General features: G+C 60.3%; 27 protein-coding genes. 13 read left to right on the top strand and 14 right to left on the bottom strand.

What is annotated here, in order from left to right; all coding sequences use genetic code 11:
- Positions 1–28: 28 nt before the first annotated feature.
- Entirely contained in the window at positions 29–955 is a 927-nt protein-coding gene (argF, locus tag ACR0EK_RS13960) for an ornithine carbamoyltransferase (RefSeq protein WP_480484533.1), read from the top strand.
- Positions 956–1,013: 58 nt separating this feature from the next.
- Positions 1,014–1,358 carry a 5-carboxymethyl-2-hydroxymuconate Delta-isomerase gene (locus tag ACR0EK_RS13955; protein WP_480773903.1) on the top strand — a complete coding sequence of 115 codons (345 nt, stop codon included), beginning with the start codon at positions 1,014–1,016 and terminating at the stop codon, positions 1,356–1,358.
- 24 nt (positions 1,359–1,382) lie between these two features.
- On the opposite strand, the gene ACR0EK_RS13950 is transcribed toward ACR0EK_RS13955, so the two are convergent.
- The 3 genes from ACR0EK_RS13950 to ACR0EK_RS13940 are packed head-to-tail and all read right to left on the bottom strand — an operon-like array spanning position 1,383 to position 2,568.
- Positions 1,383–1,697 (bottom strand): monooxygenase, encoded by a 315-nt coding sequence (locus ACR0EK_RS13950; RefSeq protein WP_480473648.1) that lies wholly within the window; start codon positions 1,695–1,697, stop codon positions 1,383–1,385.
- A gap of 38 nt (positions 1,698–1,735) precedes the next feature.
- Positions 1,736–2,113, bottom strand: a complete 378-nt coding sequence (locus tag ACR0EK_RS13945; protein WP_480900259.1) for a hypothetical protein — start codon at positions 2,111–2,113, stop codon at positions 1,736–1,738.
- Positions 2,110–2,568, bottom strand: coding sequence for a MarR family winged helix-turn-helix transcriptional regulator (locus ACR0EK_RS13940; RefSeq protein ID WP_480473645.1), 459 nt, complete (start codon positions 2,566–2,568; stop codon positions 2,110–2,112). Before ACR0EK_RS13940 ends, ACR0EK_RS13945 begins: the two co-directional genes overlap by 4 nt.
- Before the next feature lie 176 nt (positions 2,569–2,744).
- On the opposite strand from ACR0EK_RS13940, the gene ACR0EK_RS13935 reads away from it, so the two are divergent.
- Together ACR0EK_RS13935 and ACR0EK_RS13930 are read left to right on the top strand one after the other, a co-directional pair.
- Positions 2,745–3,737: a pirin family protein gene (locus tag ACR0EK_RS13935; protein ID WP_480556001.1), complete on the top strand. Its 993-nt coding sequence runs from the start codon at positions 2,745–2,747 to the stop codon at positions 3,735–3,737.
- Positions 3,738–3,782: 45 nt separating this feature from the next.
- Entirely contained in the window at positions 3,783–4,757 is a 975-nt protein-coding gene (locus tag ACR0EK_RS13930) for a 2-dehydropantoate 2-reductase (RefSeq protein ID WP_480900256.1), read from the top strand.
- 9 nt (positions 4,758–4,766) lie between these two features.
- On the opposite strand, the gene ACR0EK_RS13925 is transcribed toward ACR0EK_RS13930, so the two are convergent.
- From ACR0EK_RS13925 to hrpB, 3 genes are all read right to left on the bottom strand, one after another.
- Complete coding sequence (locus ACR0EK_RS13925) at positions 4,767–6,245, bottom strand: inorganic phosphate transporter (RefSeq protein WP_480833036.1); 1,479 nt, start codon at positions 6,243–6,245, stop codon at positions 4,767–4,769.
- A gap of 89 nt (positions 6,246–6,334) precedes the next feature.
- The gene (locus ACR0EK_RS13920; RefSeq protein WP_480473641.1) at positions 6,335–6,793 is read right to left on the bottom strand and encodes an NUDIX hydrolase; all 459 of its coding nucleotides are present in this window, start codon (positions 6,791–6,793) and stop codon (positions 6,335–6,337) included.
- Positions 6,794–6,985: 192 nt separating this feature from the next.
- Positions 6,986–9,436, bottom strand: coding sequence for an ATP-dependent helicase HrpB (gene hrpB, locus ACR0EK_RS13915; protein WP_480967889.1), 2,451 nt, complete (start codon positions 9,434–9,436; stop codon positions 6,986–6,988).
- 176 nt (positions 9,437–9,612) lie between these two features.
- Between hrpB and meaB the strand changes: the two genes are divergently transcribed.
- From meaB to ACR0EK_RS13890, 5 genes are all read left to right on the top strand, one after another.
- Positions 9,613–10,584: a methylmalonyl Co-A mutase-associated GTPase MeaB gene (gene meaB, locus ACR0EK_RS13910; RefSeq protein ID WP_480967880.1), complete on the top strand. Its 972-nt coding sequence runs from the start codon at positions 9,613–9,615 to the stop codon at positions 10,582–10,584.
- Positions 10,585–10,816: 232 nt separating this feature from the next.
- A complete protein-coding gene (gene rpmB, locus ACR0EK_RS13905; protein WP_008756960.1) occupies positions 10,817–11,104 on the top strand; it encodes a 50S ribosomal protein L28 in 288 nt (95 codons plus the stop codon).
- Between the two features lie 189 nt (positions 11,105–11,293).
- Positions 11,294–11,443, top strand: coding sequence for a hypothetical protein (locus ACR0EK_RS13900; protein WP_209505706.1), 150 nt, complete (start codon positions 11,294–11,296; stop codon positions 11,441–11,443).
- Positions 11,444–11,512: 69 nt separating this feature from the next.
- Positions 11,513–11,863, top strand: coding sequence for a hypothetical protein (locus ACR0EK_RS13895; protein ID WP_480488427.1), 351 nt, complete (start codon positions 11,513–11,515; stop codon positions 11,861–11,863).
- A 38-nt stretch (positions 11,864–11,901) separates the two neighbouring features.
- Positions 11,902–12,375 carry a copper chaperone PCu(A)C gene (locus tag ACR0EK_RS13890; RefSeq protein WP_480967879.1) on the top strand — a complete coding sequence of 158 codons (474 nt, stop codon included), beginning with the start codon at positions 11,902–11,904 and terminating at the stop codon, positions 12,373–12,375.
- 92 nt (positions 12,376–12,467) lie between these two features.
- On the opposite strand, the gene ACR0EK_RS13885 is transcribed toward ACR0EK_RS13890, so the two are convergent.
- Together ACR0EK_RS13885 and ACR0EK_RS13880 are read right to left on the bottom strand one after the other, a co-directional pair.
- Positions 12,468–13,076, bottom strand: coding sequence for an HdeD family acid-resistance protein (locus ACR0EK_RS13885; protein ID WP_209505712.1), 609 nt, complete (start codon positions 13,074–13,076; stop codon positions 12,468–12,470).
- Positions 13,077–13,138: 62 nt separating this feature from the next.
- Positions 13,139–13,837 carry an NAD-dependent deacylase gene (locus tag ACR0EK_RS13880; RefSeq protein WP_209505714.1) on the bottom strand — a complete coding sequence of 233 codons (699 nt, stop codon included), beginning with the start codon at positions 13,835–13,837 and terminating at the stop codon, positions 13,139–13,141.
- Between the two features lie 27 nt (positions 13,838–13,864).
- On the opposite strand from ACR0EK_RS13880, the gene ACR0EK_RS13875 reads away from it, so the two are divergent.
- A complete protein-coding gene (locus ACR0EK_RS13875; RefSeq protein ID WP_480539524.1) occupies positions 13,865–14,308 on the top strand; it encodes a low molecular weight protein-tyrosine-phosphatase in 444 nt (147 codons plus the stop codon).
- Here ACR0EK_RS13875 and ACR0EK_RS13870 read toward each other — a convergent pair.
- Together ACR0EK_RS13870 and ACR0EK_RS13865 are read right to left on the bottom strand one after the other, a co-directional pair.
- Positions 14,305–15,258, bottom strand: a complete 954-nt coding sequence (locus ACR0EK_RS13870; protein WP_267365618.1) for a LysR family transcriptional regulator — start codon at positions 15,256–15,258, stop codon at positions 14,305–14,307. The genes ACR0EK_RS13875 and ACR0EK_RS13870 overlap by 4 nt on opposite strands.
- Positions 15,259–15,323: 65 nt before the next feature.
- Positions 15,324–15,632, bottom strand: a complete 309-nt coding sequence (locus tag ACR0EK_RS13865) for a hypothetical protein (RefSeq protein WP_480900250.1) — start codon at positions 15,630–15,632, stop codon at positions 15,324–15,326.
- 193 nt (positions 15,633–15,825) lie between these two features.
- Between ACR0EK_RS13865 and ACR0EK_RS13860 the strand changes: the two genes are divergently transcribed.
- From ACR0EK_RS13860 to ACR0EK_RS13850, 3 genes are all read left to right on the top strand, one after another.
- Positions 15,826–16,839, top strand: coding sequence for a hypothetical protein (locus ACR0EK_RS13860; RefSeq protein ID WP_480484519.1), 1,014 nt, complete (start codon positions 15,826–15,828; stop codon positions 16,837–16,839).
- 163 nt (positions 16,840–17,002) lie between these two features.
- Entirely contained in the window at positions 17,003–18,802 is a 1,800-nt protein-coding gene (gene lepA / locus ACR0EK_RS13855) for a translation elongation factor 4 (protein WP_480967878.1), read from the top strand.
- Between the two features lie 72 nt (positions 18,803–18,874).
- A complete protein-coding gene (locus ACR0EK_RS13850) occupies positions 18,875–20,095 on the top strand; it encodes a helix-turn-helix domain-containing protein (protein ID WP_480900246.1) in 1,221 nt (406 codons plus the stop codon).
- 346 nt (positions 20,096–20,441) lie between these two features.
- Here the strand turns inward: ACR0EK_RS13850 and ACR0EK_RS13845 are convergent, their stop codons facing one another.
- The 4 genes from ACR0EK_RS13845 to ACR0EK_RS13830 form a co-directional block, all read right to left on the bottom strand.
- Positions 20,442–21,206 carry a hypothetical protein gene (locus ACR0EK_RS13845; protein WP_480967877.1) on the bottom strand — a complete coding sequence of 255 codons (765 nt, stop codon included), beginning with the start codon at positions 21,204–21,206 and terminating at the stop codon, positions 20,442–20,444.
- A gap of 439 nt (positions 21,207–21,645) precedes the next feature.
- Entirely contained in the window at positions 21,646–22,062 is a 417-nt protein-coding gene (locus tag ACR0EK_RS13840) for a type II toxin-antitoxin system Phd/YefM family antitoxin (protein WP_480518955.1), read from the bottom strand.
- A gap of 830 nt (positions 22,063–22,892) precedes the next feature.
- Positions 22,893–23,030: an entericidin A/B family lipoprotein gene (locus ACR0EK_RS13835; protein WP_209505735.1), complete on the bottom strand. Its 138-nt coding sequence runs from the start codon at positions 23,028–23,030 to the stop codon at positions 22,893–22,895.
- 60 nt (positions 23,031–23,090) lie between these two features.
- Positions 23,091–23,432: an ArsR/SmtB family transcription factor gene (locus ACR0EK_RS13830; RefSeq protein ID WP_480900242.1), complete on the bottom strand. Its 342-nt coding sequence runs from the start codon at positions 23,430–23,432 to the stop codon at positions 23,091–23,093.
- Positions 23,433–23,679 lie beyond the last annotated feature (247 nt).

Here is a 23,679-nt window from a genome sequence, read left to right as displayed (position 1 = left end):
CCGCCCGACCAGCCAAAAGCGAAGCGATATGAACCATTTTCTCGATATCCACAAAACCGATGCCACCGCGCTGCGGTCCATGATCGATCAGGCGGGCGCGATGAAACTGGCGCGTCTGGGCCGTCCCAAGGCCGCCCCTGACGACGAACAGCCGCTGAAAGACCGTATGGTCGCGCTGATCTTCGAAAAGCCCTCGACCCGGACGCGCGTGTCCTTTGACGTGGGTGTGCGCCAGATGGGTGGCCAGACCATGGTGCTGTCGGGCAAGGACATGCAGCTCGGTCACGGCGAAACCATTGCCGATACCGCCCGTGTGCTGTCGCGCTATGTCGACATGATCATGATCCGCACCTTCGATGAAACCATCCTGACCGAGATGGCCGAATATTCCGACGTGCCCGTCATCAACGGCCTGACCGACCGCACCCATCCCTGCCAGATCATGGCCGATGTTTTGACGTTCGAGGAGCACCGCGGCCCCATTGCGGGCAAGAAAGTGGTCTGGACCGGCGACGGCAACAATGTCTGCGCCTCCTTCCTGCACGCCGCCGGTCAGTTCGGCTTCGATCTGACCTTCTCCGGCCCGGCCCAGCTTGATCCGGAAGAAGAGTTCATGGGGTTTGCCCGCCAGAAGGGGTCCCGAGTCGTCATCGAACGGGACCCGCACAAAGCGGTCGAGGGCGCTGATCTGGTGGTGGCCGACACCTGGGTTTCGATGCATGACAGCCAATCCGCCAAAGAACGCCGCCACAACATGCTGCGCCCCTATCAGGTCAACGCGGAACTCATGTCACATGCCAAACCCGACGCGCTGTTCATGCACTGCCTGCCCGCGCATCGTGAGGAAGAAGCAACCTCCGAGGTCATGGACGGACCGAACTCGGTCATCTTCGACGAGGCCGAAAACCGCCTGCACGCACAAAAGGCCGTCATGCGCTGGTGTCTTGGCGTTTAGGATCACCTTGCAGTTTCGAGAGGGCCATCAGGCTCTCTCATGACCTTCGGAGCATTCAATGCCTCACGTCACACTGGAATTTTCCAAATCTCTGGACGACACTCATGATTTCCAGATGATTTGCGAGCGGCTGCATGCTGTTCTCGCAAAACATGATGAAATCGACGCCTCAGCGCTCAAGATCCGCGCCGCACCGATTGCCTATTCCTACATCGGAACGCAACCACAGACCTTCGTGCATGCCACGCTGCTGTTGATGCGTGGCCGGGATGAGGCCACACGGGCCGAGCTTAACGCCATCATTCTGGACGTTCTGGCCCAGACCTTGCCCGAGGTCGGCAGCATCACCGTGCAGGATGTCGAGATGACCCGCGCCACCTATGCAAAGCGCCTGGCAGGTTGATGGCGCGGGTACTCTCCGGGTCCGTCAGCCGTGTATCGGCGCGTTGTTGATCGCGCTGAGGTCTTCCATGATATCAAAGACATGATCCGAGGTCACTGCGACCCCGATGGCCTCAAGGCGTTTCAGGTGCATCGCCTTGTAGGTCTCCAGACTGGCGCGATCGCGAAACAGATAGGTCGATCCGAAATGGTTCGTGCCTTCTTCGACGGTCCAGATTTTCCAGACGACACCGGGTTCCTGGGCGATGCTTTCAGCCAGTTCCTTTGTTCCGGCCAGAAACTCTGCGGTTACGGGTCCGTCATAGGCCAGATGCAGATCCCAGATTTTCATCGTACTCATGGTCAAATGCTCCACGTTCAGGGGGGGAGGGGGTGTGATCAGCGGTTCTTGCCAAGCTGCACAAAGCTCAGAATGGCAAGCAGCGCAAAGAAGATGGGGTCGGACCAGCCAAAGCCGGTGAACACCCCGGTCAGACAGGCATAAAGCGTGATGACAACGCCCAATATGTTGGTCCCCATCAGACCTTTCAGGATGTTCTGTGCCGTCTCGGTACCGGTTTCAGTGTTTCGAAACAGGAAGCTGATAAGGCCGATGCCACCCAGAAAGATCGCATTATGCTGCGACAGAAACACGGCATACCGATCGTTCAGTTGCAGTCCATAGTTGGGCCAAAGGATGGTTGGCGCAAAAAACAGCGCCAATGCGAAAAACATATAGATCACACCATGCGCGGTCAGGAAGGTTTTGTTGGTCATGTCTCGCCTTTCTGTGGTTGGGGCAGCTTTTTGCGAAGCTGGTTGAGCGTTCTGATTGTCTCGCGTCTGGTTTCGGTGCTCAGGCGTCCGAATATCTGCTCCAGCGCCTGATTGTGGACGGGCATGAACGCGGCCACTTTCTGTTTTCCGGCTTCTGTCAGGCGTAAAACGCGGGCGCGCTTGTCGGTTTCATCAACGGTCTTTTCCACCAGACCGGCCTGAATCAGGTTTTTGACGACAACATCCAGATTGCCGGATGTGGACAGCGTCAGGCGCAACAGGTCATTGATCGACAGCGCGCCTTTGGTGTTCAGGGTTTCCAGCGCATCCCACTGAGGTGCCGTCAGACCCCCGGCGCGAAACACCGGTCCCATGGCACGCATGAACAACTGCTGGCTGCGCAACAGGGCCAATACCAGGGCCTGATTTTCTCGGTTTTGAGTCTCGTGTGTCATGGCAGTCATTTATCCCTAGTTAGGGGTTATATCAATATGCACCACCACGCGCGAATGCCGCAAATATGCACGTCCCCCGTGCAGGGCTGCACTGACGCCGGGCCCGGGCCTGCATATATTTTGACTTAGCGAATGCAGACCTGCTTTGGATGATCAAAAAGGCCGAGGATACGAATGTGAGCTGGAACCCGTCCCACACCACCGACGCAGCTGAAAACGGCGCGCTGGAAACACTCATCATTCCCCGCGCCCGCGATCTGGGCGGGTTCGAGGTGCGCCGCGCGCTGCCCTCGGTCAAACGCCAACTGGTTGGCCCATTCATCTTCTTCGATCAGGTCGGCCCGGCAGAATTCGTCACCGAAGGCGGCATTGATGTGCGTCCGCACCCGCATATCGGGCTGGGAACCGTCACTTACCTCTATCAGGGCGAATTCGAACACCGCGACAGCCTCGGCACTCACCAGATGATTTACCCCGGCGAGGTCAACTGGATGGTTGCAGGCCGTGGCGTGACCCATTCCGAGCGCACCAGCGAAGAAACGCGCGGCAAAGGCCACAAGCTGTTCGGCATTCAGACCTGGCTTGCCCTGCCCGAAGCGCAGGAGGATATGGCCCCCGAGTTCGAACACCACAAGCAAGGCGCGCTGCCCCATATCCAAGACAAGGGCGTCAGCGCACGGCTGATCCTCGGCAACGCTTATGGCGAAACCAGCCCCGTGACGATGCTGTCCGAGACCTTCTATCTGGATGTTCAGCTTGCCCCCGGCGCGTCCTTCCCGCTGCCCGACGACCACGAGGATCGCGGTGTCTATGTCACGCAAGGATCGATCGAGATTGCAGGCGACATGTTCGACGAAGGCCGCATGATGGTGTTCCGCCCCGGTGACAGGCTATCGGCCCGGGCAGGCCCGCAGGGTGCGCGGCTGATGCTGCTGGGCGGCGCGACCCTGAATAAGGATCGCTATATCTGGTGGAACTTCGTCTCATCCTCGAAAGAAAAGATCGAGACGGCGATTCATGAGTGGAAAAGCGCCGATTGGGTCAATGGCGCCTTCCACCTTCCGGCAGGGGATGACCGCGAATTTATCGCCATTTCAGAACAGTTTGAGCGTACTAAGCCCCGGCTGGCCCGCCCGCGTACGGCGTCGGGGCCGGGTGGGCTTGTGTAACCGTCCGTTTGCGGTGATCCTTTCTGGTATACCAGAGGGGGTATCATGAAACTTGTCATCGCAGGCGCGGGCAGCATCGGCTGCTACTGCGGCGGTTTACTGGCCCGCTCAGGGCATGCGGTGACCTTGCTGGGGCGTGCCCGTGTACTGGACCCGATTCGCGAACATGGGCTGACGGTCACGGATTACGATGGCCTCAATGCCCATGTTGCGGCGGAAGCCCTGACACTCAGCGCCGATCCTGCCTGCCTGGATCAGGCCGAGCTGGTCATTGTCACCGTCAAATCCGGGGCGACGGCGGATATGGCCGGTCATATCGCGGACGCCGCCTGTCGGGACGCGCCCGTCCTGTCCTGGCAAAACGGGATCGAGAATGCGGCAACCCTACGCAAGGCCCTGCCCGGTCGGGATGTGCGCGCGGGCATGGTCCCCTTCAACGTGGTCCCGAACGGCCCCGCCACCTATCACCGGGCCACATCAGGCGAAATTGTCATCCAGAACGGCCCAGGCGATCTGGCCACCGCCCTCAGCAGCCCGGACCTGCCCGTTATCGCGACTGACCGGATCGAGGCGGTGCAATGGGGCAAGCTGGTGATCAACCTCAACAACGCGCTGAACGCACTGTCGGGCCTGCCACTTGTGGATCAGCTGCTCAGCCGTGACTGGCGCAACCTCATGGCCGATCAGATGGCCGAGGCGCTGTCCGTTCTCAAGGCGGCCGGGCATCCGGTGGCCTCGACAACGCCGCTTCCGGCGTGGATGACGCCGCATATCCTGCGGCTGCCGACACCTTTGTTCAGCCGGATCGCGGCGCGGATGCTCACCATCGACCCCACCGCCCGGACCTCGATGGCCTATGACCTGATGGCCGAGCGGCAAACGGAAATCGACAGCCTTCAGGGCCATATCATTCGGCTGGGGCACGAAACCGGGGTGCCCACCCCCCTTTGCACGAAAGTGTCTGACCTGATCAAACACGCGCCCGATCATCCGCTGTCCCCGGAACAGATCAGGCTCTGATAGCAGTCGTCAGACGAATCTGGTCAATATCCAGAAAATCACGGCCGACATGGCGGCTGCGGCAGGCACGGTCACGACCCAGGCCGCAATGATCGTCATGAAATGCGACCGCCGCACCAGCTTGCGCCGCCGGTATTCTTCCGGGGCCAGCTTCTGCGCTGTCGCGTTTCGCCCATTGTTCTGTTTCCGCCTGCGATCCGACTGCCACTCACGATAGAATCCGACGCCGAAAATTGCGCCAACGGCGATATGCGTGGAACTGACCGGCAAGCCCAGCCAGCTGGCGACAATGACCGTGATCGCCGCTGACAACGCCACGCAAAACGCCCGCATCGGGTTCAGTTTGGTGATCTGACTGCCGACCATCCGGATCAGCTTGGGCCCGAACAGGAACAGGCCGAACGAAATCCCGAACGCGCCGATGATCATCACCCATAACGGGATCGAAACCTTTTGGGCGAAATCCCCGAACTCCGCCGCGTGAACAATCGCTGCAAGGGGGCCGACCGCGTTGGCCACATCATTGGCGCCATGGGCAAAGCTCAGAAACGCGGCCGATATCACCAATGGCAGGCCAAACAGGGTTTTCAGCGACCGGGTCCGGTTCTCCAGTCCCTCGGACTTGCGACGCACCCAGGGAACCGTCAGCGCCCAGACCAGCACACCGCTGCCCAGACCGATCAGCAGCGCCATCTGCAGATCAATCTTGACGATCCGCTTCAGACCCTTGACCGACAGGTAGGTGGCAAACGCCGCCGCCATCACCGCCACAAGGATCGGCACCCAACGCCGCGCGGCGGCGATCTTGTCGTCCTGATACTGGATCTTGGTCTTGATCAACGCCAGAAATGCCGCCGCAATGACGCCGCCAAGAACCGGAGAGATCACCCAGCTGGCCGCAATTGCGCCCATCGTGCCCCAGCTCACCGCGCTCAGACCGGCAGCGGCAATCCCCGCGCCCATGACCCCGCCCACAACCGAATGCGTTGTCGACACCGGCGCACCGATCCAGGTCGCCAGATTGACCCACATGGCGGACGAGATCAGCGCCGCCATCATGGCCCAGATGAACACGTTACTGTTCTGCACCGAGGCCGGGTCGATGATCCCCTTCGAGATGGTCGAGACCACATCGCCCCCCGCAAGCAACGCGCCCGCGCTTTCGGCAACGGCGGCAATCACGATGGCACCGCCCATGGTCAGCGCGTTCGCACCCACCGCGGGACCCATGTTGTTGGCCACGTCATTGGCGCCGATATTGATTGCCATATAGGCCCCGAACGCGGCCGCAGCCACGACGATATAGGTGCCGTCGGCCCGTCCAAACAGCACCGCCGCCATCAATCCGGCAAGCACCATGAACGCCAGTGCAATTCCTGGCGCCAGCAGCGGGCGGGCGACATGAAGATTGGCAATTTCGACGCGCGAGATGCGTTGCAGGTCGGTGTCAAGCGCCTGCCAGCGCGGTTTTGAATTTGTGTCAGACATGGGCTTGGTCAAAGATTGGCAGATCGCCCGCAGCTAACGGTTTCCCGGTTCAGGGGCAAGCGCGCAGCCATCAAATTGTTGCGAAACGGCTACATCTGTCGCAGCAGCGCCTGCAACTCGGGCTCCTGCACCCGTTTGGCGGCTTCTGCCGGTGAAAACCACTGACGTTTGCGCTTGTCCACTTCGGGAAAATCATCGGCAAGTTCTCGCACGGAAACCCGGTAGACGCGGGTCAGGACCGACTGTGCCGATCCCCCCTTGAAGATCTTGTCATAGGTGAATTGGCCGATGGGCTCCTTGTCGACCGCTTCTGCACGCACGCCAGCCTCTTCCCACGCCTCCAGCAGGGCCGTCTCCAACCCGTCCAGACCATTGACAGGCCAGCCCTTCGGGATGATCCAGCGCCCGGTTTCGCGGCTGGTGATCAGCAGAACCTCGTCTTGATCCTCGTGCCTGCGCGTGCACAGGGCCGCAAACTGCACCCTTTGGGGACGCAGGAACAAGGGGCGTCCGACCTCTTCCCAGATATTTCGCAGCCAAGCACTCATGAGATGTTCTTCAAATCCTGTTTCTGTCTTCGAAACCTGTGTGACGTAACAACAATAATGCCAGACTTCAATGAAATGTCCGCTTATTTCTGATTATGACCGGATTTTCGGTCAATTTACTGTGATTTGTGAGATTTCGCGCAACAACCCCGAAAGCCCGAGCCGCTTGCCGGAAGCGACGCGGCAATGGGTCTAATCCCGCCTGCGTTTGGCCCTCAGCGTCGGGTCGGCCTGTGTCGGGTCTTCGGGCCAGGGGTGTTTGGGGTATTGCGCCCGCATATCCTTGCGCACATCCGCATAAGACCCGGCCCAGAACCCCGGCAGATCGCGGGTAATCTGGATCGGGCGCTGCGCCGGGGACAGCAGGGTGATCTTCAGGGGCTGTCCGCCGACCACCGGATGCCGGGTCACGCCGAACAGCTCCTGCAACCGAACCGATATTTCGGGGACCGCCGCGCCATAGTCGATCGGCACCTTGCGCCCCAGCGGTGTTTCAAACGATCCCGGCGCGCGGCGGTCCAGCTCCTGGGTCTGGGTCCAGTCCAACCGCGCGCGCAAGGCGGGCAGCAGGTCAAACCGTTTCCAGTCCTCTGCGCTTTTGACACCGGACAGCATCGGCAACAGCCAGTCGTCCAGCTCGGCCATCAGACCTTCGACCGAAAAGTCGGGCAGATCCACCCCGTCGGCACGCACCAGTTCCACCCGCGCGGCCAGCCGTGCGGCGGCCCCGTCCAGCCGCAACCCCAGATCACGCACCCCGTCCAGCATCGCGCGCGCCACGGCGTTGTCCGGGACATCCTTCCAGATGCGGTCGTCCAGCGTGATCGCTCCGAACCGCTCCTGCTGCCGTGACACGACCCGCCGTTCGCGTTTCGACCAGGCGCAAACCTCGACCCAATCGATCTGATCGGCGAACAGTTCGCGGATCTCGCGTTCCGAAATCTGGGTGGCCATCCGCACCTTTGCCTCGCGCGGGTTGCCATCGGTGTCAGTGACAACCAGAAAAGGCGCGGCGGCCAGTGAATCGCCGCTGTCCAGCACGACACCTTTGCCCCCCGACAACACATAACGCGGCGCATCGCCCTTGCGCCGCTGCCCGATACGGTCGGGATAGGCGAGGGCGGCCATGGCAGCAGCGCTCAGATCATCCGTCTTGCTTCCGGCCTGTTTGTTCAACCGCTTGGCCTCGGCATTGATCCGATCCACGGCCCCCAAGTTCACCTGCCAGACCCGATTGCGCTGAAAGGTGCGCACATCCCGCAGTGCCTCTTGCCGCAAGGCGATATCCACCGGCGCGCCGCGCAGGGGGTCGCGCTCGGCCATCAAAGCGGCCAATGGCGCGGCACTCGGTCCGGCCCGCACCAGCATATGCCCCAGCCGGGGATGCAACGGCAGCGCCGCCAGCGCCCGCCCGTGTTCGGTGATCCGCCCGTTGCTGTCCAGCGCGCCCAGCATCATCAGAAGGGCACGCGCCTCGGCCATCGCGCCTTCGGGCGGAGGGGTCAGAAAGGCCAGATCGGGGGCATCCGCGCCCCACAGCGCCAGCTCCAGCGCCAGCCCGGTCAAATCGGCGGCTTCGATCTCGGCAGGCGGGTACGCGGCCAGCGCGCCATCCTCCCCCTTTGACCACAGCCGGTAACACAGCCCCTCGGCCACACGGCCCGCACGACCTGCGCGTTGCGTGGCCTCGGCCCGTGTTACCCGCTCGGTCACCAGCCGGGACATGCCCGAGCCCGGATCAAACCGCGCCCGCCGTGCTTGCCCCATATCCACCACCACCCGGATATCGGGGATCGTCAGCGAGGTTTCGGCAATCGACGTCGCCAGCACCACCTTGCGCCCGGTCTCATCCGGGGCAATCGCCGCGCGCTGGGCCGCAAAGGGCATGGCCCCGAACAGCGGGCGCACCGTGCAACTGGCGGGCAGGCGTCCGGTCAAAGCTGCCTCAGCCCGCCGGATTTCACCCTCACCGGGCAGAAACACCAAGATCCCGCCGCCGGTGGCGCGGGTCTCGCGCTCGGCTTCAACGACCAGATCGACCAATGCATCCAGCCGCCGCGCCTGTGGCCCCAATGGCCGATCCAGCCAGCGCATCTCGACAGGAAAACTCCGCCCTTCCGACGTAACAAGCGGCGCGGCCATCAGGCGCCCCACCGGGTCTGCATCCAGCGTGGCCGACATGGCCAGCAGAATCAGATCGTCCCGCAGCGCGCCCGTGACCTCAAGGCACAGCGCCAAGCCCAGATCCGCGTTGAGTGAGCGTTCGTGGAATTCATCAAAGATCACCGCCCCGATGCCCGGCAGGTCAGGGTCCGATTGCAGCATCCGGGTCAGAATACCCTCGGTCACCACCTCGATCCTTGTGTCTTTTGACACTTTCGCATCGCCCCGCACGCGATAGCCAACACTCTGGCCTGCGCGCTCTCCCAGTGTCTCTGCCATCCGCTCTGCCGCGGCCCGCGCCGCCAGCCGCCGGGGCTCCAGCATCACGATCCTGCCGCCGCACAGACCCGCCTCTAGCATCGCCAGCGGAACCCGCGTGGTCTTGCCCGCACCGGGCGGCGCTTGCAGCACGGCCCGTCCCTGCGCGCGCAGGGTGTCCAGCAGGCCGGGTATGGTATCGTCTATGGGCAGGCGTAGGATCATCCGGCCCTTATCCGCGATCCCGCAGGTGGCGTCCAGTTTCCGCGCTCACATCAGCAAATCGCCCCGCACGAAATGACGCAGGCTGCGCGATCTTCGCAATTCCTGCCGCCTCCGGTCTGGACAAACACCCCTCAAGCACGGCAACTGTTCCTGCCTCTAGGATCGGGACAAGAATGCAGACAGACAGCCTGAGCGACAGAATTCTGAAGGGCGAGCGCCGGGCGCTGGCGCGTGCGATCACCCTTGTTGAAAGCAACCGCGCCGATCACCGGGCACAGGCCAGCGACCTTCTGGCACAGCTTGCCGGTTCGGGCCGACAGGCGCTGCGTATCGGTTTGTCCGGCACGCCCGGCGTTGGCAAGTCCACCTTCATCGAAAGCTTTGGCATGATGCTGACCGGGCAGGGGCTGCGCGTCGCGGTTCTGGCGGTCGATCCCAGCTCGGCCCGCTCGGGCGGCTCGATCCTGGGCGACAAGACCCGGATGGAACGCCTGAGCCGCGAGCAGAACGCCTTCATCCGGCCCTCTCCCAGCCAAAGCCACCTTGGAGGCGTCGCCCGCCGCACCCGCGAGGCTATCGCCCTGTGCGAGGCCGCAGGCTATGACGTGGTGCTGATCGAAACCGTGGGTGTGGGACAGTCGGAAACAGTGGTGTCCGAACTGTCTGACCTGTTTCTGCTGCTGCTGGCCCCGGCGGGCGGGGACGAGTTGCAGGGCGTCAAACGCGGCATCATGGAAATGGCCGATATCATTCTGGTCAACAAGGCCGATGGCGACTTGAAAGCGACCGCCACCCGCACCTGCGCGGATTATGCCGGCGCCCTGCGGCTGCTGCGCAAACGCCCGCAGGACCCCGAAGGCTTCCCCAAGGCGATGACAGTATCCGCCGTCGAAGAACACGGGCTGGAACAGGCCTGGGACGAAATGCAAACCCTGACCAAATGGCGCCGCGACACCGGTATCTGGGAGGCAAACCGCGCCGCCCAGGCCCGCTACTGGTTCGATCAGGAGGTCCGCCACGCCCTTCTCGCCCGCCTCGACACACCGCAGGCCCGCGCCGAGATGGAGCGCCTGAACGACGAAGTCTCGCAAGGGCGACTCAGCCCGGCGGTCGCTGCCGGTCAGCTTCTGGACACGCTCGGCTAAAGGGCCGCCATAGACGTTTCACCTTTTGCCAAATACTCTTGCCAACGGCATGGCCCGTCCGGGCCATTCCTGCATGGCAGGCAAAATGAAAGATTTCGCGTAGCCCGTCTTGACCCCCCGCGCGATTCCCACTACACGCATCCAACCAGTTTTCGGGCGCGACTTCGGGTTGCGCCCCTTGTGATTTGGCCGCGGGTATCCAGCCCGGCCTCCAGAAACAAAGGAAGAAACCATGTCGCGCCGTTGCGAACTGACCGGAAAAGGCCCGATGACTGGCAACAATGTCAGCCACGCCAAAAACAGAACTCGTCGTCGTTTTCTGCCGAACCTGAATGACGTTACCCTGCAGTCCGAAACTCTGGGCCGTGGTGTCAAGCTGCGCATCTCGGCGGCTGCGCTGCGTTCGGTTGACCACCGCGGTGGTCTGGACGCGTTCCTGGCTAAAGCCAAGGATGATGAGCTGTCGGCAAACGCTCTGAAAGTGAAGAAAGAAATCGCCAAGGCGCAAGCTTCGGCCTAAGGTCTTTCAACCAACAGAATTTCAGGCCCTGCACCCTCTCCGTGCGGGGCCTTTTCTGTTGGGCCAGCCCCTTTCGGCCCCCATTGTTCTCAATCTGGAACTAATTTTTCGCCATTGGTGAACTTCTTCACATACAGGTTTCCGAATCTGACCTAACGTCACTGTCATTCATCAGGCGGGGGCCACATTATGACGTTAAAAAGTTTTTATCTTTTCCTGTTTCTGGCCGCGGTATTCCGCAAGGCGATTGCAACCTGCACGCGGATGCAGCGCTGGGTGAACCGGTCCCATACCAGCTTCACCGCAGACACGGTAAAAAGACCCGGACTGGATTACTGAAAAACAGCTTCAAGCGCGACCCTTTGGCGCTTGAAGCTTTTCCCGCTGCTGACCTATAGCTGGGTCAGAATGAGACCTGCTGTTACCAGATTTCTGCCTTATGCGCTGTCCCTGCTGCTGGTTCTGACCGGGCAGGGGCTGGCCATGTCGCGCGGCATGGACAAGGCCGTGGGCCAGATGGTGCTGTGTACGGGCACCGGCCCGGTCGTCGTCTATATGGACGAAAACGGGCAACCCACTGCACCGCCGCATTTTTGCCCGGACTATGCAATATCCCTGCTGGGGGCCGTGGCTGTCGCGCAACCAGCACTGCCAGCCGCGCCGGAACGGGCGCAGCCAGCTCCGCTGCGGCATCTGGGCAACCAGATCGCCCTGCCGGTTCCCGCAGCCCCGGCCCGCGCGCCTCCTGTCAGCGTTTGAAACCCACCCTTTTCAAACCTTTATACAGGAGAGGCACGATGTCCCTCAATACCACTCTGCTTGCAACTCTGGCCGCCGTGTCGCTGGCCATCCCCGCCTTTGCCGAAGGCCCCATCAAGGTTGACGACGCCTATGCCCGGTCCTCGGGCAAGACCGCCATCGCCGGTGCCGCGTTCATGATGATCCACAATCAGGGCAACGCCGATGACCGGCTGATCGGTGCAACCTCGGACGCGGCAGCGCGTGTGGAATTGCACACCCACAAGGTCGATGAAAACGGCGTGGCCAAGATGGTGCATGTCGAAGAAGGCTTTGCAATTCCGGCCGGTGAAACCCACATGCTGAAACGCGGCGGCGACCATGTGATGTTCATGGGTCTGACGGCCCCGTTCGAACAGGACGCCATGGTGTCGGTCACGCTGATCTTTGAAAAGGCAGGCGAGGTCGAGATCGAGATCCCCGTCGATCTGGAACGTCAGGACAAAGGCGGCCACGGATCACATTCGAACTAGGGCAACGCCTGTCTTCGGGCCGCGCTGCGGCCCTCATCCATGCGTCAGGTCGGGCTTTGCCCGGCCTGTTTTCCACGCGGCTGCGGATAGTGCTATTTGTTGATGGTTTTCATACCGACGCGGTCGCCCGCCTGCCGGAACCGCGAGGCCAGCCAGAACATCACAGCGGCCATGGCCAGCGCCGAGAAAGCGATACCCCATCCCAGCGCAACCAGCGCCACCGCCGGCCAGATCATCAGGACAAGCCCGACGACAAGCGCGACAAATCCCGAGACGCGCATGGAACCGCGTTGCGGGTCACTTGGATGCATCTGCCCGGCAGCCGCCAGGGATCCGATCCCGATGATCAGCGCCCATGCGCCCAACAGGAAAAACGCCAGTTTCACCGTGCCTTCCGGCCAGATCAGCAAGATAAGCCCGATCAGAAGCGCGCCGATCGCGGCACCACCCAGCACCCCGCGACGGCCAACACCCAAAAGCGTCAGCCCACCGTCGAGGATCAGCAAAACACCGACCAGCCGCAGCAGCAGCGCGATGCTGCCCGATGGCCAGAACAGCGCCGCGATGCCCACAAGCCCGGCCAGCACCCCGCGCAGCAGAAAAGTCCACCACAGGCTGGAAAGCTGTTCCCCCAGCATGTCGCGCCCGGCCATGCTGCCGTCATCCAGGATTTCACCGGTGCGGGGGTCTTGATCAGTCATGGCGCATCCTCCAGTCGCTATCGCAGATAGTGTACACAAATTAAGCCAGCGTTGTCTGTAGCTTAAGAATTTTCCGCAAGAAGCTGACCGACCCATCGCGGAACCGTTTCGGATGCCCTGCCGACAATGCGCTCATCAAAGCCCGAGGGCCCGGTCGTCGGTTCCAGATTGATCTCGACCGTCCGCGCACCCGCCGCCTGCGCCTCGTGGACAAAGGCCGCCGCCGGATAGACCTGACCCGAGGTGCCGATGGCGGCAAAGATCGATGCGCTGGCAAGGTGGTCGTAGATGTCGTCCATGTAATAAGGCATCTCACCGAACCAGACCACATCGGGCCGGGCGGTGGGCTGGCCGCAGGCGGGGCAGGGCTCGGCAACGGCCATCTCGGGCGGTGCCGGCCAGCGATGATCACACCCGGAACACAAGGCACCCGCCAATGTGCCATGCATGTGGATGACACCCGTCGCACCGCCCGCTTCATGCAGGCTGTCGACGTTCTGGGTCACGATCACGACCTCTGCGGGCCAGCCCTGCTGCAATCGGGCCAGCGCCATGTGGGCCGCGTTGGGCTGCACAGCGGCGGCCTGAACGCGGCGCGCATTGTAAAACCCCTGCACCAAGGCGGGATCGCGGGCAAAGCCCTCGGGCGTGGCCACATCCTCGATCCGGTGCTGCGCCCACAGCCCGCCTTCGTCGCGGAAGGTGCTCAGCCCGCTTTCAGCCGAAATCCCGGCCCCGGTCAGAATGACGATCTTTCCCATATCCCCTCCGCGCGTTACACCTTGGCCATGACACACCGTATCCTCTTTGTCTGCCTGGGCAATATCTGCCGCTCTCCCGCGGCCGAAGGCGTCTTTCGCGCCCGCGCGCCGCATCATGCAACCGACAGTGCCGGAACCATGGGCTGGCACGCGGGCAATCCGCCCTATGGCCCGATGCAGAAGGCCGCAAACCGCAGAGGCATCGACCTCGGCGACCTGCGCGCGCGCCAGTTCACCGTCGCGGATTTCAACCGGTTCGACCTGATCATCGGCATGGATGCCCAAAACATCGCTGATATCGAAGACCTGCGCCCACCGGGCAACGGCACACCGGTTCGCCTGTTAACGGATTTCGCCCCTCAGACCGGTGCCGATCACGTACCCGATCCGTATTACACGCGGGATTTCGACGGCGCGCTGGACCTGATCGAAGCCGCAGTTGACGGGCTTGCCGCCCATCTGGACACCTAGCCGCCGGTCACCCGCAACTGGCCGCTCAGCCAGGGCAGCTTGGCAAGCGCCGGGTCCACGATCTGGTTCTGCATCAGACGCCGGGTCATGCCCGCAACCTCCTGCGGGACCTGATCGGACCACTCGGTGCGCGCCAGCAGCGATATGTTGCGCGAGAAATCCCCGAACGGGGCAGGGTGCGCCTCCAGCCCCTCATGGAACCGCGCCGCGCGCATGAAGCCCAGCGGCGTGGTGATCGCCCAGCCCAAACCCCGCGCCACCATGGCCATCAGCGCCATGTGCGAGCCGATCTCGAACCGTTCCTCGAACACCTGCGAGCGGCGCGCCAGATGCGCCTCGATCTGGCGGCTGATCAGCTGCTCGCGGGCATAGCGCAGAAACGGCAGCCGCTCCTGCACGGCCTCGACGCCCCCCGATCCCTGTGGGGCCACCAGAATGAACGGATCGTGGACCAGCGGGTATTCGACCACCCCCTCCAGCACTTCGCCGCTATGGGCGGTGACCGCCATATGCAGGCGCTGCTCGGCCAGGGCCTCGAACAGATCAAGGCTCGACAGGGTGATCAGCTTGAATTTCGACCGGGTCAGGCTGTCGGCCAGCAAGGTGGCCAGCCGCGGCGTCAGATCATTGTCGAAATCGTCGATCAGCCCGATCGACAGCGTGGTCAGATGGCCCAGATCCATGACCGACAGCTCGCTCTGGGCCATGTGCAGCTCGGACAGAACCGCCTCGGCCCGCGCAAGGAAACTGCGCCCCGCCTGCGTCAGCCGCATCGGTCGCCGCCCGTGATCGACCAATTCGGTCCCCAGCGCGTTTTCCAGATTGCGCAATTGCTGCGAAACGGATGGCTGGCTGAGCCCCGTGATCTCGGCGGCCTGCGCCACCGATCCCGTCCGCGCCAATGCCTCGAACACTTCAAGGCCCCGCAGGGTCAGCCCTTTCATTACCATGCAATACACCTTTCGCTGCGCCTTTCTGGGACGCAGCGTGGATCAGGTCAAGCATTCTGAACGGGTTAGCTGCAGATCGCCTGCGCCATCTGGCCAAAGTTCTGGTACCGGTCCCACAGCGCATCATCGCGCGCGGATTTCGACATCTTCAACACCTGCGCCTGATGGGGGTCCTTGAACCATTTCGCCACGGTTTTCTGATCACTGCGCGTCAACGCCTGATCCGCCACGCGCTGAATGCAGCTGCACCGGTCCCGCGTCGCCGCCGAGCGGTCCGACGCCATGCACGCCTGCCTGATCTGCGCCGCATCCGCGACCTGAGCCACCGCCGTCAGCGATGCCGCACAAATTGCGATAATGAGGAACTGTTTCATACTCGAGCCTCGTTTTTGCCTGCCCGGACGGGTCTTGCGCCCCTCTCGGTCTGCGGCGGAGTATGAATCAAACGGGCCCGCGGATCAATTGTTTTGACAGGCAAATCAAACGGTGTTGATTTGACGAGGACAAAAGCCGCGCATCGGGAAATGCCGGAAGCGAATTTGAGCGGCGAATACAAGGGGTAGGGCAGTGATTTCGATAAAAAAGCTGATTCTGTCAGCCGCAGTTTGGTTTTATCCAATGGTGGCTTTGTCGGAAGTGCCCTCTTTGCAAGGTCAAGACGCGCCGGAATTCAGAGAAGCGGTTCTAGCTTGGTTGGGTGGCGAAGATCTGGCTGCATTGCAAAGCCTTTCTGCTCAGGCCCAAAATGGAAATGCTGCAGCTCAAATATTGCTGGCGAACATCGCAAGTCGAAGTAGTTTTCATGCGCATGTGACGTCCGAAATGGATCGCAAGGATCGCATAGCTCTACTGCGAAAACCTGGTGGTCTGTCGGGCAAATCATGGCTAACGGAAGTGCAAAACTCCGAGCCTCTGGCCCTTGCCCTGCTACAAGTTGCCAAATTCGAGAATAAAGCTCCTGCGATTGCAGTGTTGGTCGAACTTGGTGAACCAATTACCGCGATGCTTGCAGCGCAATCTATGCTCTACGATGGTGAAGGGGCTGATTTGGTTGAGGTTTTGCAAGGCCTCGACCACAAACTACCCCAAGACGCCAGTGTCTTTTTGTTCTGGGCATTGTACCTGCAGAAACATAATTCGGAGGGTTCCAATCTGGGAGGTTCGGCATCGCTCGCTTGGCTGAATACTGGAGATGATCGCTTCTTATCTTCCGAACTAGCTTGGGGCCTATTTACTCCAAGAGAATTGATTAGTGACGCCGGCATCAGGGAAAAAGCAACGAAACTTAGCTCAGAGATAGTGGCCTGGACCCCCATTCGTAACTTTTGTAGCATTTACTGTGCGGATGAGGTCGCCGATTGTACGGTAACTGCTGCTGCGTTGCTCGCCTCACCTTATTCTCCAAGAAGCCCGCTACAGAGCTTGATCGCCAATGAAGACTATTGGTCGAGTGATCGCATTGAAGGCGACGTTGCGCGTTCAATTCTTGACATCCGGGATGTGGAGTTTGCTTCAGAGTATACGTACAATCAGTGCTTTACATCCAACATGCAGGCCCTTCAGCGAGCGCATTGGCCTTGAAACGGTGTTTCGCCGCAATGCAAGTTTATCTCCTGCATCAAGTTTGGTGCTAAGTACATTCCTTGAAGCGATTTGTATGCGATTGGCAATGAAGTTGTATTGGTCGCGGCAGATCATCTTGAACCATTGACCACAGCCCATTTCCGACGCATATCCCCACTCCATGACAGACCTCGCTCATATCCGCAATTTCTCCATCGTCGCGCATATCGACCATGGCAAATCCACCCTTGCTGACCGGCTCATCCAGGAGACCGGGACAGTGCAGGATCGTGACATGAAGGAACAGCTACTCGACAGCATGGATATCGAGCGCGAGCGTGGCATCACCATCAAGGCCAACACGGTTCGCATCGACTATACCGCCGAGAATGGCGAGACATATGTGCTGAACCTGATCGACACCCCCGGCCACGTGGATTTCGCCTACGAGGTCAGCCGGTCGATGCGCGCGGTCGAAGGCTCGCTGCTGGTTGTGGACAGCACCCAAGGGGTCGAGGCGCAGACGCTGGCGAACGTGTATCAGGCCATCGACGCCGATCATGAGATCGTGCCGGTCCTGAACAAGATCGACCTGCCCGCGTCCGACTGTGACCGCGTGGCCGAACAGATCGAGGACGTGATCGGTATCGATGCAAGCGACGCCATTCAGGTCAGCGCCAAGACCGGGCAGGGCATCCACGAAACGCTGGAGGCGATCGTGCACAAACTGCCCGCGCCGCAGGGCACTCTGGACGCGCCGCTCAAGGCGATGCTGGTGGATTCGTGGTACGACGCCTATCTGGGCGTCATTGTTCTGGTCCGCATCATGGACGGCACGCTGAAGAAGGGGATGCGGGTCAAGTTCATGTCGAACGGCACTCTGCACCATGTCGACCGCGTCGGTGTCTTCCGCCCGGAAATGCAGATGATCGACAGCCTCGGCCCGGGTGAGATCGGCTTTCTCACCGCCTCGATCAAGCAGGTCCGCGACACCCGCGTCGGCGACACCATCACCAATGACCGCAATGGCACCGAAGTCGCACTGCCGGGCTTCAAACCCGCACAGCCGGTGGTGTTCTGTGGCCTCTTCCCGGTGGATTCAGCCGAATTCGAAGACCTGCGCGACGCGATCGAAAAGCTGGCCCTGAACGACGCCTCATTCTCGTATGAAATGGAAACCTCGGCCGCGCTTGGCTTTGGCTTCCGCTGCGGCTTCCTTGGCCTGCTGCACCTCGAGGTCATCCGCGACCGGATCGAGCGTGAATACGATATCGACCTCATCACCACCGCGCCCAGCGTGATCTATCACGTCTACATGAAAGACGGCGCGATGATCGAGCTGCACAACCCCGCCGATATGCCCGACCTGTCCAAGGTCGACCACCTTGAGGAACCGCGTATCAAGGCGACCATTCTGGTGCCCGACGAATATCTCGGCGACGTGCTGAAACTCTGCCAGGACCGCCGCGGCATCCAGATGGACCTGACCTATGCGGGCCAGCGCGCCATGGTCGTCTATGACCTGCCCCTGAACGAGGTTGTCTTTGACTTCTACGACCGCCTGAAATCGGTGACCAAGGGCTATGCCAGCTTCGACTACCAGATGACCGGCTACCGTCAGGACGCGCTGGTCAAGATGTCGATCCTTGTGAATGACGAACCGGTCGACGCGCTGTCGACCATGGTTCACCGCGACCGGGCCGAGATGCGGGGCCGCGCGATGTGCGAAAAGCTCAAGGACCTGATCCCGCGCCACATGTTCAAAATCCCGATCCAGGCCGCCATCGGAGGCAAGGTCATCGCCCGCGAGACCCTGTCCGCCCTGCGCAAGGACGTGACCGCCAAATGCTACGGCGGCGACGCCACCCGGAAACGCAAACTGCTGGACAAGCAGAAGGCGGGGAAAAAGAAGATGCGCCAGTTCGGGAAGGTAGATATCCCGCAGGAGGCGTTTATTTCAGCGCTGAAGATGGATGGATAATTCTTAGTTCGTGTAGTTGAAATCATATTCTGACAACTATATATTTTTAAAAAATATTTTTGAGGACAGAGTATGGATGACGGCCCATCGTTAGGAGTGTACGACTACTATTCTGCGGTTCTTGATGACTTCGATGCGTTCATTGAACGCGGCATGTCTCGTTTTGATAGGCAGGCTTTCGCGTCGCTGCGAAGACGAACTTTTGCGCAACATATTTGGGCTGAAGCTGCTAGTGTATCGGCAGGAACTATCAGTAATTGGGAGCGCGGAGTTACCGTGCCCGATAGAGCTTATCGGAGAGCATTGATTTTGGCAGCGGAGGAACTCCGCGAAGAATATCGGTCGATGATCTTGTTTGATGATGTTGACCAAGGTCTCTTAATCGATCCAATCCAGACAAAACAGGAACTCAAACGGTCCATCCTTCGAGCTGCGCTAACTGATTTTGACTTGGATGCTGATGGTCGCCAAATTGTTCCAATTCCGTTCCGATCAGACTCACTGGACTATGAAGCCGATGAGTTTGTGTCTGATCGTTCGAACCTCCTAGAATCGCTAAACAAGCAAGCTGACGCCTTAATTGAAGAGTTGGCTGTCGGCTCAAATGTCGAATCCGATAAATTCATCAGACAACTGGAGCGCTATAAATCGGAATGTGCTCAAGATGAACCGAACCCGAGGCTATTGAACCGTTGGGGGCAGATCATCTCGAGAGGAGCGAACTCCGAAGATTTCAAAGCCGCCGTAAATCACTGGGACGATGAAGCGTTCCAAGGGTTTGAGCGAGATCATCTGGAGCTGATGCGGCTATACTTCCGCGAAGCGCTTGCTCGTGCTCAAGAGATCGACGCGGCACAACTTATTGCTGATGCGGAGATTGATGATGGGACACAATTCTCTGAGATTGCGAGCATGATGGAGAACGCAGTTGCTGCTGATGGAGAACCGCTTGTAGACAATTCTGTTCCAACTATCCTTAGGGATATTGCCAACGAAATGCGCGAATTGTCTGACGGAATTGTCTTCACTCAAAGTGAAGAGCGTAAAAAAGTTCTTAGACGGCGGCTTTCTGAGGCGTTTAAAACTGGATCTATTTATGTCGGACGCTTTGTGTTCTGCACGGCGCTGGTTGCTGCGGTCGCGAACCCAGTAACCGTTGGCTACGTTGGGAGCATTGCTTCGATTATCGGTGTTATTGAGATAGCTTCTCCGGGAACGGTTCGTTCAAAGTACGAAAAACTGAGAGAGATGTTCCCGATTCTACCTCCTTTGCCTGAGATAAAGAAGAAGTAGCTAGCTTACTTGCTTATTTGTTAAAGCCATCCGCCCGGCGGCACCGCCGGGTCGCGCCGACTCGCCCCCGTCAAACCGAAGGTTTGCCTCCGGCAAAACGGGCGGTGCGTTTGCGCCGCTCTTCGGTTCCATCGACCACCCGTAGGGCGGGCTTCAGCCCGCCAATCCGCCACTCCCCCATTTCCCCGACCCCAAACCAATGCGCATGGATTGGCTGTGTCCGGTGGCGGGCTGAAGCCCGCCCTACGGGGTGGGGTTGGTTGGGCGGTTGTATCTGCGCTTGCGCCGTTGGGGTTCTGGCCGTTTGCGGCCCTCGGGTCTGCGGGTCAACCGTCTGACCCGCACCTCACCCGCGCGGCACCAAATGCAACCATTGCATCGGAAAACCGCGCCCTTCGGACAGGATCGGCCATTTGAAATCATCCCCCAACCGGATAATCTCATCCATCTCGGACGTGTCACGCACGCTTCCGTCCACATAGGCGATATCAAAATACCCGGCGCAAAACGCTTCGATCGCTTTCAGTTTCGCATCGCCATCCTCCACCATCTGGGGGTGCAGTTCGATCAGGAATTCCGATCTGCGGTAATGCGTCAGAAAATCTTCGGTCAACAGGCTGAATTCAACGCCCTCGATATCGATCAGAAAGAAGATGTCCGCCGGGTCGGGGGCCACGCTTGCGATGTTTTCAACCGTGTCCGTCAGCGCATCCCCAAACACCGTCACACGGTCGCCCACGCCGTTATGCTCCGCTGTTTCCCGGATCACATCCCGGCCTTTTGCCGAAACCTCAAAGCACACGCTTTTTTCGAACTGCCCGGCGGCCACCAGCCCGACGCCCCAAAAGCCGTCCGCCGCGCCGATATCCACCAGCACCGGCTTGTCCGAGCTGCTCAGCACCTTCAGGTTCTGCTGCTCATACAGGCCAAAGATTTTCGTGGCCGTATCCGAGTGCCCGCCCCAGAATGCGTTTTCGACAAAGCGAAACCCCTTCATCGGCCCGCACAGCACCTGTCCGCGGCTTTGTTCCAGCACGAACAGTGAAAACTCGTTGCGGAACCTGCGCACAACGCTCTTGAACTCTCGATGTTGTCGTTTTGGAAATCGCATGTTCTGTCTGGGGCTTTTCAAATTGGATCGGACGCCCCCGGATGAGGGCAGTTATTTGAAATCCCTGTTTAAGTTGTGGCGCGCGGTGTTGGAAGGAAAAACGCAATGCGCAATACCGGGCAGGGGTGGGGTTTTCTTCTTGCCCACCTTTCCCGCGCATGAACCCTTGATGAAGTTTCCTTCAGACAAGTTGTAACCGCCGCGCGCCCTTCCAATCTCAGTCACAGGCCACCACGGCCCGCATCCCAAAGGAGGGTGCCGATCATCAGATCAGAGATTTCCGTAGCCTGCGCACCGGGACTGTTTTCGACCCCGTTCCGGCCCGTCAGGTGAACCGAAGCGTTTCCGGCCCGGTCGGGTTGTTAAGGGGTATGAGCCGCCATTGCTCACGGATTGCGGCGGAGGGGGTGTTGGTACCACCGCCGGGCCGGAACGCTTCTCAGAAACGGAACCAGCGTCTCCATCGTGCGGAGGCAGGCCGGGCGGCCAGTTCACCGCCTGCGACAGGATCCAGACCGCCCCGCGCAAGAATGCGGCGTTCCTCGGCGCGGGTCATCTGGATCTCGCGGACCTTCAGCGCGGCCTCGCGTGCGGTGACATAGCGGCCGTCCGGTCCCGGTTCCATACCGGGGATGTTGCGCCCCTTCGACCACATCCCCCGCAGCCCCGACAGCGGGTGTTTCCATCCGATCTCCTCATCATCCTGCAACTGCCAGATCCGGTTGGCCTCGGTCATCGAGACCAGCGCGGCCAGCGGCTTGCCGTGCCGGGTCAGGATGATCACCTCGCGCGGGTCCTGGGCGCGGGTGATCAGCGGCCCCAGATGGGCGCGGGCATAGGAAATGGTGCAGCGCATCGGCGAATCTCCGTCTGTACGATTCGTAAGATTGGGGGTCCGAGCGTTGTACAAATCGCACAATTTCGGCCTAACGGTCCGCACGGAGCGTTTTGCACCCGCAGCATCGCGGGAATTTCGGGTGCCGGGGTCACGTCCGGTTTTTTCCGCCCTCAACCCTTCGCGGGATGGGCATTTCTCAGGTTATCCACAAAATTCTCCCGCCGGATATCAACATCTTATCCCCGTCTAATTTTCATGCTGCAGTGCTATTTTCTTGTCGGATGCAGGGCGTGGTGCAACAGTCATCTCACCGCACAGGGTCTTCGGAACCGGGGCGGGACGCAAAGGCCAAGGGGGTCTGGGCAGAGGAAGGCGGATCTTAGGATTTGCGTTTGACTGCAAAGGCTTACCGGTGGGTGATCAGCCAGATATGGGTCTCAGACCCAGGTCGGGTGGCCATCTTCTCAGACGGCCAATGCATGTCGCGATGAACCTTAGGGGACAAAGCGGCGGCTACAGTCTCTCAGGGGGCTGGGGCGACTGGATCGGAGTGCTCCTCGGGGTACGTCGACCCGGTAAGGCGTCAGGGCGTATCCGAAAGGGTACATGCAAAGACCGCGTCTGCGCACCTGACGCCTTTTCCTTTGCCGAAATTCGGTTTCATACAGGCTACCACTCACCCCTGCCGAATGGGAACGGGGCTCTTCTGCGTGCGCGAAAGAGCCCCGATTTAGTGTCAGATATGCAATGCCGCGTCTATGCACCTGTAGGGCTAGACTACTGCGTATGGGCGCACTCTTCAACCATATATTGCGTTTATGTTCGGGTTGCCCGCAAGATAAGCGCGCTTATAGGCTTTCCTGCACGTCCGAAGCTGCGTTCTGGATTGCATCCCCGGCCTTTTCGATATCTTTGCCCGCTCCTTTGGCGGTTTCGCAGGCGGTCAGTGCAAACAGGCTCAGGCCAATCAGAATTACGCGGATCATGTGTGTCTCCTCAGTGCTCGATACGGATTCGGTAGCACCTTTCTCGACACCAAGCCAGAGCTAGCCTCTGTCGTCACCGCAGAACAGCTCGTACACCACTTCAAGCATCCGGCGCGGGCGGTCATCGGCCAACCGGTAGAAGATGGTTTTGCCCTCTCTGCGCGGTATCACAAGCCCCTCCAGACGCAGGCGGGAAAGCTGTTGTGAAACAGCGGCTTGTCTGGCGGACAACAGCTCTTCCAACTCGGTGACAGATTTCTCACCGGACACCAGGTGACACAGGATCATCAGCCGGCCTTCGTGACTGATTGCTTTGAGGAAGTTGGACGCGCGTGTCGCATTATCGACCATACGATCCAGGTCGTGTTGCGACATGTCCTGAGACAGCTGTGGAAGTGCCATCGAATGTGTTCCTTGTGAACCCGTTGACCGGGCGTAGTTTCCGTTACGTAAAGCTCGTCGCCTGCGAGCCACTTCAGTACATGTTTCGATCAATTATTGCTATATGTATGAATCAAAAAACCGTGATGAAAAAAGGGGAACCCGCAGCCGTTTTCCCCGCAGCCCCTTTAGCGGGGCGCAATCATGGATAGCGTGCAGCTGCGGGACAGCGGCAGGTGTGACAATCTTATTGACGGCGATCCACATT

It is taken from the genome of Ruegeria sp. AE4 (genome assembly GCF_056542185.1).
Note: the sequence above shows the minus strand (reverse complement) of the source record. Positions and strands in the feature narration are given on the sequence as shown.

Coding starts and splice junctions, on each gene's coding strand:
- ACR0EK_RS13835 (WP_209505735.1), bottom strand. CDS start 23,030: ATGATCCGCGTAATTCTGATTGGCCTGAGCCTGTTTGCACTGACCGCC.
- meaB (WP_480967880.1), top strand. CDS start 9,613: ATGCAGACAGACAGCCTGAGCGACAGAATTCTGAAGGGCGAGCGCCGG.
- ACR0EK_RS13925 (WP_480833036.1), bottom strand. CDS start 6,245: ATGTCTGACACAAATTCAAAACCGCGCTGGCAGGCGCTTGACACCGAC.
- rpmB (WP_008756960.1), top strand. CDS start 10,817: ATGTCGCGCCGTTGCGAACTGACCGGAAAAGGCCCGATGACTGGCAAC.
- ACR0EK_RS13950 (WP_480473648.1), bottom strand. CDS start 1,697: ATGAGTACGATGAAAATCTGGGATCTGCATCTGGCCTATGACGGACCC.
- lepA (WP_480967878.1), top strand. CDS start 17,003: ATGACAGACCTCGCTCATATCCGCAATTTCTCCATCGTCGCGCATATC.
- ACR0EK_RS13830 (WP_480900242.1), bottom strand. CDS start 23,432: ATGGCACTTCCACAGCTGTCTCAGGACATGTCGCAACACGACCTGGAT.
- ACR0EK_RS13865 (WP_480900250.1), bottom strand. CDS start 15,632: ATGAAACAGTTCCTCATTATCGCAATTTGTGCGGCATCGCTGACGGCG.
- ACR0EK_RS13880 (WP_209505714.1), bottom strand. CDS start 13,837: ATGGGAAAGATCGTCATTCTGACCGGGGCCGGGATTTCGGCTGAAAGC.
- ACR0EK_RS13930 (WP_480900256.1), top strand. CDS start 3,783: ATGAAACTTGTCATCGCAGGCGCGGGCAGCATCGGCTGCTACTGCGGC.
- ACR0EK_RS13870 (WP_267365618.1), bottom strand. CDS start 15,258: ATGGTAATGAAAGGGCTGACCCTGCGGGGCCTTGAAGTGTTCGAGGCA.
- ACR0EK_RS13920 (WP_480473641.1), bottom strand. CDS start 6,793: ATGAGTGCTTGGCTGCGAAATATCTGGGAAGAGGTCGGACGCCCCTTG.
- argF (WP_480484533.1), top strand. CDS start 29: ATGAACCATTTTCTCGATATCCACAAAACCGATGCCACCGCGCTGCGG.
- ACR0EK_RS13900 (WP_209505706.1), top strand. CDS start 11,294: ATGACGTTAAAAAGTTTTTATCTTTTCCTGTTTCTGGCCGCGGTATTC.
- ACR0EK_RS13945 (WP_480900259.1), bottom strand. CDS start 2,113: ATGACCAACAAAACCTTCCTGACCGCGCATGGTGTGATCTATATGTTT.
- ACR0EK_RS13940 (WP_480473645.1), bottom strand. CDS start 2,568: ATGACACACGAGACTCAAAACCGAGAAAATCAGGCCCTGGTATTGGCC.
- ACR0EK_RS13885 (WP_209505712.1), bottom strand. CDS start 13,076: ATGACTGATCAAGACCCCCGCACCGGTGAAATCCTGGATGACGGCAGC.
- ACR0EK_RS13875 (WP_480539524.1), top strand. CDS start 13,865: ATGACACACCGTATCCTCTTTGTCTGCCTGGGCAATATCTGCCGCTCT.
- ACR0EK_RS13890 (WP_480967879.1), top strand. CDS start 11,902: ATGTCCCTCAATACCACTCTGCTTGCAACTCTGGCCGCCGTGTCGCTG.
- ACR0EK_RS13845 (WP_480967877.1), bottom strand. CDS start 21,206: ATGCGATTTCCAAAACGACAACATCGAGAGTTCAAGAGCGTTGTGCGC.
- ACR0EK_RS13955 (WP_480773903.1), top strand. CDS start 1,014: ATGCCTCACGTCACACTGGAATTTTCCAAATCTCTGGACGACACTCAT.
- ACR0EK_RS13895 (WP_480488427.1), top strand. CDS start 11,513: ATGAGACCTGCTGTTACCAGATTTCTGCCTTATGCGCTGTCCCTGCTG.
- ACR0EK_RS13850 (WP_480900246.1), top strand. CDS start 18,875: ATGGATGACGGCCCATCGTTAGGAGTGTACGACTACTATTCTGCGGTT.
- ACR0EK_RS13840 (WP_480518955.1), bottom strand. CDS start 22,062: ATGCGCTGCACCATTTCCTATGCCCGCGCCCATCTGGGGCCGCTGATC.